Raw genomic sequence first — 12,322 nt, 5'->3', positions numbered from 1 at the left:
CACAGCAGCTTTAATATTTGTAGGATAACACTTGCTTTGTAAATGTATTAGCAATAATCGCATAGCCGTTATCATTTGGGTGCACTTGGTCAAATAGTAAATCTTTTTTATCATTCGATATTAATTTACGAATTGGTAAAACGATAGACGGTTGATTTGCTTTTGAAATGGAATAAACGGATTCATTCCATCCGTCTAAAAACATGTCTGCATAACTTGCGATGGAGTCATCGAGTTGTAATGGGTTATAGAGTTCTGAGAGAATGAGTAAAGCGTTCGGATTTTGATCTCGAACTGTCTTTACAATAGTTTTTATATCCGCTTCAAAATGAGCTTTTTCTTTATTTAACATTTTAATACCATCTATAACACCGACATCACGATTTAAACGAAATAAATTATTTCCTCCAATATTAATCGTAATTATATTTGCAGCTCTAATTTTTTGCTTTACATCTTCTGATTGAACTTTTTTAGCGAGACGATCTGTAGTAAGGCCGTTTATCCCAAGATTTTCTACTGTAATTGGTTTATGAATTTGTGCTTCTATTTGTCTGGAAGCTAATTCAGCAAATCCACCTTGTGTCGATCCATATCCTTTAGCTATTGAATCACCTAATACGAGGTGATAAAAGGAGTCGTTTGTTTGCTTATCAATCCAACTTGGAGCAGATGTTTTCTCTGTTTTGTCTTCAGGTTCGTTTTGTTTTGTCTCATCGTTCTTTTCAAAATTAGAATAAGAAATGATTAGAAGGAGGAGACAAACAACTATTAAGATGACTTTTTTCATAAATTCATCCTCCTTGTAATTGGTAATTGTATCATATTCAGCAGTATTAGCAATGTAAGGGCATATTATATGTTTATGAAAAGTTTACAATAACTTTACAGAAAATTTGTTGAAGTTTGTCAAAAAATATTGACGATACGAAAGAGTTTTATATATGATAATGTCAGATAAGGTGAAATGCTACTTAGTGGGAGCTTTATCTCCCGTTAATTGTTAGTCTTCATCAATCGAGCGTTTAAGGGGACTACTCGTTAGCGCAGGATGAAATGAAAATCGTGTCTCTAATAGAAGAAAAAAGGTATGTGGTTAAGGACCGATAGGGATTCATTTCATTATTTCTGGTAATTGTATAAGGGGGATTTTTTGTGAAAAAGTCAAAAAAAATGCTAGCTGGAGCAACTCTTGCTATAGGTGTAATAGCGCCGCAAGTATTGCCAACAACAGCTCATGCGGATGAGAACAATGGGGAGAGTACAGTTAACTTACGAATTCTAGAAACATCAGATATTCACGTTAACTTAATGAATTACGATTATTATCAAACGAAAACAGATAATAAAGTAGGTCTCGTGCAAACGGCAACACTTGTTAATAAAGCACGTGAAGAAGCGAAGAACTCTGTCCTATTTGATGATGGGGATGCATTACAAGGGACACCGCTTGGAGATTATGTAGCGAATAAAATAAACGATCCGAAAAATCCTGTGGATCCTAGTTATACTCATCCATTATATCGTGTAATGAATTTAATGAAGTATGACGTCATCTCTCTTGGGAATCATGAATTTAACTATGGTTTAGATTATTTAAACAAAGTGATTAGTAAAACAAAGTTCCCGGTTATTAACTCGAACGTCTATAAAGATGATAAAGATAATAATGAAGAGAACGACCAAAATTACTTTAAACCATATCATATTTTTGAAAAAGAAGTAGAAGATGAATCAGGTCAAAAACAGAAGGTGAAAATTGGGGTAATGGGATTTGTTCCACCTCAAGTTATGAACTGGGATAAAGCAAATTTAGAAGGAAAAGTTAAAGCGAAAGATATAGTTGAAACAGCGAAGAAAATGGTGCCGAAAATGAAAGCGGAAGGTGCAGATGTTATCGTTGCACTAGCGCATTCTGGTGTTGATAAGAGTGGATACAACGTTGGCATGGAAAACGCATCGTATTATTTAACAGAAGTTACTGGTGTAGATGCAGTATTAATGGGACATTCACATACTGAAGTGAAGGATGTATTTAATGGTGTTCCAGTTGTAATGCCTGGTGTGTTTGGAAGTAACTTAGGTATTATTGATATGCAATTGAAAAAGGTAAGCGGAAAATGGGAAGTACAAAAAGAGCAATCGAAGCCACAACTTCGTCCGATTGCTGATAGTAAAGGAAACCCATTAGTACAATCTGATCAAAATTTAGTTAATGAAATTAAAGATGATCATCAAGCGACAATTGATTATGTGAATACAGCTGTAGGAAAAACGACAGCGCCAATTAATAGTTATTTCTCATTAGTACAAGATGATCCTTCTGTGCAACTTGTGACAAATGCCCAAAAATGGTATGTCGAAAAGTTGTTTGCTGAAAATGGACAATATAGTAAATATAAAGGAATACCAGTTTTATCTGCAGGCGCACCATTTAAAGCAGGTGGCCGAAACGGTGCTACATATTATACGGATATTCCAGCTGGAACGTTAGCAATTAAAAACGTTGCAGATTTATATGTATATCCAAATACGTTATATGCTGTAAAAGTAAATGGAGCGCAAGTGAAAGAATGGCTTGAAATGTCTGCAGGTCAGTTTAATAAAATTGATCCAAAGGAAACGAAAGAACAGCCGTTAGTAAATATAGGGTATCCTACATATAACTTTGATATTTTAGATGGTTTAAAATACGAAATTGATGTGACGCAACCAGCGAAATACGATAAAGATGGAAAAGTTGTAAATGCAAATACGAATCGTATTATAAATATGACGTATGAAGGTAAGCCAGTAGCTGACAATCAAGAATTTATCGTCGCTACAAATAACTATCGTGGAAGTAGCCAAACGTTCCCAGGTGTAAGTAAAGGGGAAGTTGTATACCAATCACAAGATGAAACGCGTCAAATCATTGTGAAGTATATGCAAGAAACACCAGTTATTAATCCAGCAGCCGATCAAAACTGGACATTTAAGCCGATTGTTGCAGATAAATTAAATACAACATTTGATTCTTCACCAAATGCACAAAAGTATATAAAGAAAGATGGGAAAATATCATATGTTGGACCATCTGAAAATGAATTTGCTAAATATGCAATTGATATAACGAAGAAGAACGATGGTGGAGAAAAACCAACAACACCACCAACAGGTGAAGGTAATAATGGAGGAAATCCAACGACACCACCAACAGGTGAAGGCAATAATGGAGGGAATCCAACGACACCACCAACAAATGAAGGTAATAGTGGAAACAATGCAGGATCTGGACAAACTACAACAGATGATCAAAATACAAAAGAAACAACGACAACTGTAAGTGAAAATAAAGAAGCTGACAAAGATGAACGTGATTTACCGAAAACAGGTGCAAGTGTTGCTTCTACAATTGGAGCGGGTCTTGCATTTGTTGGAGCGGGATTACTTATGTTATTTAGAAGAAAGAAAGCAAATAGATAGTAAAGTGTTGTATAAAAAAAGGATTACCGCAATCGGTAATCCTTTTTTTACTTGTATATTATGAAACTGGTACTGCTTTTTCTTTTTTCCATGAAAGACCGAATCCAGTAAAGCCGACGATAATGGTTACAACTGGACAAGCTAAACAGAAGATTGCGTATGGCAGGTAATCGAATGTTGGGACGCTAAGGACGTTTGTTAAGAATACGCCACTTACACCCCATGGTACGAGTGGATTAATTACTGTACCAGCATCTTCTAGTACTCGTGATAAATTACGACGTTCTAAACCGACTTCATCGTATTTGTTAGCGAATGCTTGTCCTGTTAAAACGATTGACAAGTATTGTTCGCCGAGTAAGAAGTTTACACCAATTGCAGTTGAAGCAGTAGAAATAATTAAGCGTGTACTATTTTTAACAAAGCTAGAGATGATATTCATCAGCTGCGCGATAATACCCATCCCTTGTAGTAATCCTCCCATGCAAAGAGCTAGGAAAATAAGGGCAACGGACATCATCATACTTTGTAAACCGCCGCGAGATAATAAGCTATCAATATCTTTTATACCAGTTTTAGAAACGTAACCGTCCTGCATAATTTTCATTAAATCAGTTAGAGATGTACTAGGCTTGAAAATAAAGAGAATAATGATTCCTACTACGATTCCAGCAAGTAATGTTGGAACTGCTGGAACCTTTTTGAATGCGAATAGGAACAGTAATAAAATTGGAATAAGTGTAACGATAGAAATTGTTGCATTTTTTTCTAACGTGCTAATAAAGGATGTAAAATCAACATTGCCTCCAGATCCACTGCCTAAAATGAAATATGCAATAAAAGCAATAATGAAAGCTGGAACTGTCGTCCAAAGCATGTTACGAATATGTTCAAATAAATCTACACCGGTTACAGCAGGAGCTAAGTTTGTTGTATCAGATAAAGGAGACATTTTATCCCCAAAGAATGCACCAGAAATAATTGCACCAGCGATAAGCGCTGGATCGTATCCAAGAGCACTACCCATGCCCATAAAGGCAAGTCCTACAGTTGCAGCAGTTGTAAATGCACTACCGATACTCGTTCCAACAATCGCACAAACAACAAAAACAGTTGGAACGAAAATTTTCGGAGATACAAGTTGGAAGCCGTATACCATTAAAGTTGGAATTGTTCCAGCTGCGATCCATACACTAATTAATACGCCTACAAGTAAGAAAATAAAAATAGAGGGAATCCCCGCTGAAATACTACTGATCATCCCTTTTTCCATAGTAGACCAAGAGATTTTTTTCATAAACCCAAACGCTAATAAAATAACGATACCGAATAAAATCGGGATATGCGGTGAAACTTCTAATTGAATAACACTAAAACCAATACAGAAAAAGATAAAAATTGTTAAAAGAACAGATTCAATTTTTGAAACCATTGTTTTCCCCTCCTAATTAATCGAGAATAGCCTTTTTTATATAAAATTCGCCAATATTGTATATTTCCTTTTAAATTTTAGAATCTTTTGACAAATTACCGGTAATTTGTTAATACTTCTATATGATACGGAAATGATTGGATAAAAAAACGTCCCTGCATATAATTATGCAGGGACGAAGAAATCGCGGTACCACCCTAGCTTGTAAAATGAATGTATCACAAAATAAAGGGTCGTATGATATGCGTTAATAAAATAAAAAACGCCCCTGCAATATATGCAGGGACGAAAAATTCGCGGTACCACCCTAAATTGTGAAACAGTGTCGTTTCACCACTCTTTAGACATAACGGTCTATAACCGTCTTTCACTACTCCTTACGTTTCGTAAAAGAAGCTCCAGGGGGTAATTCATAATTCGCTCTGTACTGGTTCGCACCGACCACCAGCTCTCTGAAATCAGAAATCGAAATACTACTAAATCCTATCAACGCCGATTCATATGATGTTAGTTAAATTTTTATCATATATTCATCATACATGTCAATAAAAATGTGTAATATTTTTTTAGGGAAATAAAGGAGATAGGTTTTAACATTGAAAAATGTGCGTTATAATGAATTCGAAAGGGGAGAAAAGAGTGAAGAAAAAACTAATTCTTTTTACCACCTTACTAGTCATTGGCGGAAGTGCTGGAATTTACACAGCTTTTGCAGCTGAATCAGAGCAGGTGAAGCAAAAGCAAATCCAGCAATCAGAAGTGAAGAAAGTGAAAGAAACGGAAGAGAAGAAGTCGATGGAAAAAGTAGCTGCGAAACTAGGAGTTTCTACTGATGAGAAAACAAAAGAGGAAATTACGAAAGAAGTAAACACAGCTAGATTTGAGAAGCGTCATGATTTATTAATTGAGCATGCAAAACAACTGGGAATTGATACAGAAGGAAAAAAAGATGAAGAGATTATTTTAGAAATCGGAAAGATACAGCATGGAAAGTAGAACAACTTATCGTATGATAAGTTGTTCTTTTTTAAGAACTTTTTAATTTAAAAATAATTGACAGTCTTTTGGATTTAATGTTAACTATATCTATAAACTAGTTAACATTAGGGGTGACAATTGTGACTGTGAATAGTAATACGGCTGAAAAATCATCTTATACATATGAAGAATTATCAGAGAAAAATAAAGCTTACGTATGGCACCCATTTACACAAATGAAAGATTATTTAGAAGAAGATCCTGTCATTATTGAACGTGGAGAGGGAAGAAAGCTATACGATGTAAATGGAAATGAATATTGGGATGGGGTTTCATCTATTTGGCTAAATGTTCACGGACATCAAGTGCCAGAATTAGATGAAGCAATTCGTGAGCAATTAAATAAAATTGCTCATTCTACTATGTTAGGACTTGCTAACGTTCCATCAATTTTATTAGCAGAAAAAATTATTGAGGTTGTACCAGAAGGATTGAAGAAGGTGTTCTATTCAGACTCTGGTTCTACAGCTGTTGAAATTGCAATTAAGATGGCTTTCCAATATTGGCAACATAAAGGGAAACCGAGAAAACAAAGATTTGTTACATTAAAAGAAGCATATCACGGTGATACGATTGGTGCTGTTTCAGTAGGAGCAATAGACTTGTTTCACCAAGTGTATAGTTCACTCTTATTTGAAGCAATTAAAATGCCGTATCCATATACATATCGTTCTCCTTATGGAGATAATAAGGAACAAATTGTAAAAAAACATTTAGAAGAAATGGAAGAAATGCTGAAAGAAAAACATGAAGAAATTGCAGCTATTATTGTAGAACCTTTAATGCAAGGTGCTGGCGGTATGATTAAAATGCCGAAAGGATATTTAAAAGGGCTAAGGGATTTATGTACAACATATAATGTTTTATTTATTACGGATGAAGTAGCAACGGGATTTGGGCGCACTGGAAAAATGTTTGCATGTGAACATGAAAATGTGACGCCAGACATTTTAACCGCTGGGAAAGGTTTAACAGGTGGTTATTTACCGGTTGCAGTTACGGTAACGACAGACGAAATATATAATGCCTTCTTAGGAGAATATGAGGAACAAAAATCATTTTTCCATGGTCATAGTTACACAGGTAATCCGTTAGGGTGTGCAGTAGCAATTGCGAATCTAGAATTATATGAAAAAACAAATTTAATAGAAGATGTTGCACGTAAAACAGAATATGTAGCAAAGCAATTAGAAGCGCTCTTTGCATATAAACATGTAGGTGATATTCGTCAGTGTGGGTTAATGGTTGGTATTGAACTAGTGAAGAATAAGGAAACGAAAGAATCGTTTGAATGGACAGAAAGAGTCGGTGTGCAAGTATGTAAACGCTCGAGAGATCTTGGCATGATTTTACGACCGCTCGGTAACACGGTTGTATTTATGCCTCCTCTTGCTTCTACAATTGATGAGATTGATGATATGTTACGCATTTTATATAAAGCAATCTCAGATGTTACGGAGGGAGAAGAATGAGCGGTTTTTTCATAGCAGCAACAGATACTGAAGTTGGAAAAACTGTGGTTGCAGGTGCGTTAGCAGGTGTATATAGAGAGTTGGGATATAACGTAGGGGTATATAAACCGTTGCAAAGTGGACATGTTGCATCAAACCCTGAGGGAGATGCAGCAAGATTAAAAGCATTATCGGGTGTACCGACAAAAGAAGATGAAATTTGTCCTTATTCCATTGAAGAACCGCTTGCTCCGAGACTTGCGATGAAAAGAGCTGGAAGAGTCGTAAAGTTAAAAGACATTATGAGGCACTATGAAGAACTATTAAAAGAGTTTAATAGCGTATTTGTCGAAGGGGCAGGCGGGCTTGCAGTCCCATATACTGAAGATAGTTTAGTAATTGATTTCGCAAAACAATTACAGTTGCCTCTTATTATAGTAGCTCGCCCTACGCTAGGGACAGTAAATCATACTGTCTTAACAATTTCTTATGCACAGGCACACGGTTTAACAGTAGCAGGTGTAATTTTGTCTAGTTGTAAAGAATGTGACAAAGAAAGAGTGCAAGAAAATAAAGAAATGATTGAGGAGTTAAGTGGAGTACCAGTTTTAGGTTTATTACCATTTCTTGAAGGTGAATTTACTAGGGAAAAATTATTGGAATCAGCAAAAGAACATATTATGATTTCAAAATTAGAGGAGTTCATTCAAAATGAATCAAACGTGGCGCACACATCTTCAATCTAAATTACAACAATTACATGAGCAAGGACAGTATCGTAATTTGCATGTAACAGAGCAAGCAGAAGAGACGTGGCTTATTCGAGATAAAAAAAGGTTGTTAAATTTAGCATCAAATAATTATTTAGGATTAGCTGGGGATGAAAGATTAAAAGAAGCTGCTATTGCGTGTACAAAAAAATATGGAACTGGTGCGACTGCCTCTCGCCTCGTTGTAGGAAATTATCCATTGTATGAAGAGGTTGAGAGAAGTGTATGCAACTGGAAAGGTACTGAAAGAGCACTAATTGTAAATAGTGGATATACAGCAAATGTAGGTGCTATATCTGCTTTAGCCTGTCGTCACGATATTGTGTTTAGTGATAAATTAAATCACGCAAGTATTGTTGATGGAATTATATTAAGCGGCGCAGAACATAAAAGGTATCGTCATAATGATTTGGATCATTTAGAGAAGTTATTGAAAATAGCGTCACCTGAAAAGAGGAAATTAATCGTAACTGATACTGTTTTTAGTATGGATGGTGATACTGCATACTTGAGAGAATTAGTGCAGCTTAAGGAGAAATACGGGGCAATCATTATAGTTGATGAAGCGCATGCGAGTGGAATATATGGAATCGATGGAGCTGGGTTATCTCATATAGAAAAAGACATTGCTCAAAAAATTGATATACATATGGGGACGTTTAGTAAGGCTTTAGGGTGCTATGGTGCGTATTTGACAGGCGATGCAATTTATATAGAGTATTTACGAAATATGATGAGAAGCTTTATTTTTACTACAGCCTTACCACCAGGAATATTAGGGGCGATACGAAAAGCAATTGAAATTGTGAAAGAAGATAACGAAAGAAGAGAGAGTCTTATAGCGAATGGTGCATATTTCAGAACCCATTTACGAGAAGCTGGTTTTGATATTGGGAATAGCTCAACTCATATTGTACCAATTGTAGTCGGTTCAAATGAAAATGCTTTACGGTTTAGTAAAAGATTACAAGAGGTAGACATCGCAGCAATTGCAATTCGTCCACCGACGGTTCCAATTAATAGTTCCCGGGTCCGTTTTGCTGTTACGTCACAACATACAATAGCTGATTTAAAATGGGCCATTGACCAAATTATTCACATTGCGAAAGAAGAGGAGCTTTTCGTATGAAAGAGCTAAAGATTATTTTTATCCCTGGATGGGGAATGGAAGAAAATGTTTGGGATTTAGTACTTCCGTATTTCAAAGAATATCCTGTTCAATGCATAGATTGGCGTAACGTGAAAGAGATAGGCGAGTTTGCGGAACGAATAATAGATGTAGCGCATGATGAAAATGTAATTTTAGTTGGATGGTCATTAGGAGCTTTAGCGGCAATTCAAGCCTATAAAAAGATTAAGGCGAAAGGTATCGTATTAATTGGTGGTACTGCTAAATTTACAAATACGAGTGACTATACAAGTGGATGGAATTCTTTGCATGTAGAACGGCTGAAAAAGAATTTGGTGAGAAAGAAAGAAGATACGCTCAAGCGGTTCTATGAAAATATGTTTACGAAAGATGAGCTGAAAGAGAATAAATGTTTTGAAGATATTGTAAAACATTTTAAAGGAGATTCTATTCAGTCTTTACAATTAGGTTTGGATTATTTAATAGAAACAGATATGAGAGGAGAGCTGAAAGAAATTCAAGCACCTATACTACTTATTCATGGAGAGCAGGATGTAATATGTCCATTTTCTGCTGCTCATAGTATGGCGGACAATACAAATGTAACACTCAAGGTAGTAAGTGAGGCAGGACATGCATTATGTATAATGAATTTCGAATATTGTGTAAATGAGGTAATTCAATTTGTAGAGGGGATACGACATGATCAACAAAACGTTACTGCAAAAACGGTTTAACGGGGCAGCCGTATCTTACGATCGATATGCAAATGTACAAAAAAAGATGGCCCATTCGTTACTTTCTGTATTGAATCGGCGATACAGTGAAACATCATCGATACGTATTTTAGAACTTGGATGCGGGACAGGTTATGTCACAGAGAAATTATCAAACTTATTTCCGAAAGCGCATATTACAGCTATTGATTTTGCTGAAAGTATGATTGCGGTTGCGAAAAATAGACAAAATGTAAAAAATGTAACGTTTCACTGTGAAGATATCGAACGATTACGATTAGAAGAATCATATGATGTCATTATTTCAAATGCTACATTTCAATGGCTAAATGATTTAAAACAAGTGATTAGAAATCTATTTCATCATTTGTCTACAGATGGGATACTACTCTTTTCAACGTTTGGACAAGAAACTTTTCAAGAGCTTCACAATTCGTTTCGGAGGGCGAAAGAAGAAAAAAATATACGAAATGAAATAGCGATAGGTCAACGTTTTTATTCGAAAGATCAGTTACGCCATATATGCAAGATAGAAACAGGGGATGTACATGTTTCTGAAACATGTTACATAGAGAGTTTTGCAGAAGTTAGAGAGTTTCTGCATTCTATTCGAAAAGTAGGAGCGACCAATAGTAATGAAGAATCATATTGCCAAAGTCCCTCACTCTTTCGTGCGATGCTTCGTATATACGAAAGAGACTTCACGGGAAATGAAGGGATAATGGCAACGTATCATGCTTTATTTACGTATATAACAAAAGAGGGGAAGAGATGAAATGAAACAAGTACAAACAAAAAGGGATTGGAAAAAACTTGCATACGACGTAGTAGAAGAGAAAATGATTACGAAAGAAGATGCAATAGCAATATTAGAAGCTGATGATACAGAAGTTTTAGAAATTATGAATGCAGCCTACATCATTCGTCATCATCATTTTGGTAAGAAAATAAAATTGAATATGATTATTAATACGAAATCTGGCTTATGTCCTGAAGATTGTGGGTATTGTTCACAGTCTATTATTTCAGAAGCACCAATTGATAAATATGCATGGTTAACGCAGGAGAAGATTGTAGAAGGAGCACATGAAGCAATTCGCCGTAAAGCGGGTACATATTGTATTGTAGCATCTGGCCGTCGCCCGACAGATAAAGAAGTAAATCACGTAATTGGGGCTGTGAAGGAAATTCGTGAAACGACAGATTTGAAGATTTGTTGCTGTTTAGGTTTCTTAAACGAAGATCAAGCAGGACGCTTAGCAGAAGCTGGTGTTCATCGTTATAACCACAACTTAAATACACATGAAAACAATTATGAAAGCATTTGCTCAACTCATACGTATGACGATCGTGTTGATACGGTTCAAAAAGCGAAACAAGCTGGTATTTCACCATGCTCTGGGGCGATTTTTGGAATGGGAGAAACAATTGAAGAACGTGCTGAAATAGCATTTGAATTACAACGTATAGATGCAGATTCTATTCCGTGTAATTTCCTCGTTGCTGTAAAGGGCACACCGCTTGAAGGACAAAAAGAGTTAACACCTGTAGAATGTTTAAAAGTATTGGCGATGATGCGTTTCGTAAACCCAACAAAAGAAATTCGTATTTCAGGAGGTCGCGAGATTAATTTACGTTCTGTACAGCCACTCGGCTTATTTGCAGCAAACTCTATTTTTGTCGGGGATTACTTAACGACAGCTGGACAAGAGCCAACTGCAGACTGGGGTATGATTGAAGATTTAGGATTTGAGATTGAGGAATGTGCACTATAAGATAGAGGAAAAAGCAAACTTGTAAAAGAGTTTGCTTTTTTTGTAAATAAAATGTAATGAAAGGCTATTATCACTTGATACGAATGGGTTTTGAGTGAGAAAAAGAATTTTTGCGGACGAATTTTCCAAGCCCTAGTTGTACATAGTAAATATGTATTTTATATTGGGTTGGAGGATTTTACATGCACAAATACATATTAGCGATTATGACCTGTCTAATTTTAATGAAAGCAATAAGTACTGATCCAGTTAAGGCCGCTGAAAATCCTGAACAAAAAGAGATGCAACAAAGAATTGAACAACATTTTCGAACGAAAGCTGAACATTTTGGATTGAAAACGGAAGGGAAAGATTTAAAGGAAGTACGAAAAGAAATTACTATTATAGAAGAAGCGAAAAAAAGAGAGAATGTATGGAGAACAGCGCAAGCACTTCGTATAAAGACAGAAGGAAAAACGATGAATGAATTAATAAAAGATGTACGAAAAAAAGCGAAAAAATAAAAAGAGGCCGCAGCCTCTTTTT

At 35.7% G+C, this 12,322-nt stretch carries 11 protein-coding genes and 1 other annotated feature; of the genes, 9 read left to right on the top strand and 2 right to left on the bottom strand.

Annotation, left to right across the window (positions count from 1 at the left end; translation table 11 throughout):
- Positions 1-10: 10 nt before the first annotated feature.
- Entirely contained in the window at positions 11-790 is a 780-nt protein-coding gene (locus JDS95_RS05100; protein WP_000755808.1) for a GDSL-type esterase/lipase family protein, read from the bottom strand.
- A 365-nt stretch (positions 791-1,155) separates the two neighbouring features.
- On the opposite strand from JDS95_RS05100, the gene cpdB reads away from it, so the two are divergent.
- On the top strand, positions 1,156-3,465 hold the full coding sequence (gene cpdB, locus JDS95_RS05095; protein ID WP_000748627.1) for a bifunctional 2',3'-cyclic-nucleotide 2'-phosphodiesterase/3'-nucleotidase: 2,310 nt from the start codon (positions 1,156-1,158) through the stop codon (positions 3,463-3,465).
- 58 nt (positions 3,466-3,523) lie between these two features.
- Here the strand turns inward: cpdB and nhaC are convergent, their stop codons facing one another.
- A complete protein-coding gene (gene nhaC, locus JDS95_RS05090; protein ID WP_000253727.1) occupies positions 3,524-4,897 on the bottom strand; it encodes a Na+/H+ antiporter NhaC in 1,374 nt (457 codons plus the stop codon).
- Positions 4,898-5,175: 278 nt separating this feature from the next.
- Positions 5,176-5,396: a binding site (T-box leader), on the bottom strand.
- Positions 5,397-5,536: 140 nt separating this feature from the next.
- Between nhaC and JDS95_RS05085 the strand changes: the two genes are divergently transcribed.
- The 8 genes from JDS95_RS05085 to JDS95_RS05050 all read left to right on the top strand — a co-directional run bounded on the left by JDS95_RS05085 (position 5,537) and on the right by JDS95_RS05050 (position 12,300).
- Positions 5,537-5,893 carry a hypothetical protein gene (locus tag JDS95_RS05085; RefSeq protein ID WP_033661360.1) on the top strand — a complete coding sequence of 119 codons (357 nt, stop codon included), beginning with the start codon at positions 5,537-5,539 and terminating at the stop codon, positions 5,891-5,893.
- 122 nt (positions 5,894-6,015) lie between these two features.
- Positions 6,016-7,407 carry an adenosylmethionine--8-amino-7-oxononanoate transaminase gene (gene bioA / locus JDS95_RS05080; protein WP_000217823.1) on the top strand — a complete coding sequence of 464 codons (1,392 nt, stop codon included), beginning with the start codon at positions 6,016-6,018 and terminating at the stop codon, positions 7,405-7,407.
- Entirely contained in the window at positions 7,404-8,132 is a 729-nt protein-coding gene (bioD, locus tag JDS95_RS05075) for a dethiobiotin synthase (protein ID WP_000012468.1), read from the top strand. Before bioA ends, bioD begins: the two co-directional genes overlap by 4 nt.
- Positions 8,098-9,285: an 8-amino-7-oxononanoate synthase gene (gene bioF / locus JDS95_RS05070; protein ID WP_001077303.1), complete on the top strand. Its 1,188-nt coding sequence runs from the start codon at positions 8,098-8,100 to the stop codon at positions 9,283-9,285. Before bioD ends, bioF begins: the two co-directional genes overlap by 35 nt.
- Positions 9,282-10,022 carry an alpha/beta fold hydrolase gene (locus JDS95_RS05065; RefSeq protein WP_199690305.1) on the top strand — a complete coding sequence of 247 codons (741 nt, stop codon included), beginning with the start codon at positions 9,282-9,284 and terminating at the stop codon, positions 10,020-10,022. The genes bioF and JDS95_RS05065 overlap by 4 nt, the downstream gene beginning before the upstream one ends.
- The gene (gene bioC / locus JDS95_RS05060) at positions 9,988-10,797 is read left to right on the top strand and encodes a malonyl-ACP O-methyltransferase BioC (protein ID WP_195754489.1); all 810 of its coding nucleotides are present in this window, start codon (positions 9,988-9,990) and stop codon (positions 10,795-10,797) included. The genes JDS95_RS05065 and bioC overlap by 35 nt, the downstream gene beginning before the upstream one ends.
- A gap of 1 nt (position 10,798) precedes the next feature.
- Positions 10,799-11,797 carry a biotin synthase gene (gene bioB / locus JDS95_RS05055; protein ID WP_000815851.1) on the top strand — a complete coding sequence of 333 codons (999 nt, stop codon included), beginning with the start codon at positions 10,799-10,801 and terminating at the stop codon, positions 11,795-11,797.
- Positions 11,798-11,979: 182 nt separating this feature from the next.
- Entirely contained in the window at positions 11,980-12,300 is a 321-nt protein-coding gene (locus JDS95_RS05050; protein WP_000549788.1) for a hypothetical protein, read from the top strand.
- Positions 12,301-12,322: the final 22 nt, after the last annotated feature.

The sequence above is a fragment of the Bacillus cereus group sp. N24 genome (assembly GCF_016483345.1).
Classification (GTDB): Bacteria; Bacillota; Bacilli; order Bacillales; family Bacillaceae_G; genus Bacillus_A; species Bacillus_A toyonensis.
Note: the sequence above shows the minus strand (reverse complement) of the source record. Positions and strands in the feature narration are given on the sequence as shown.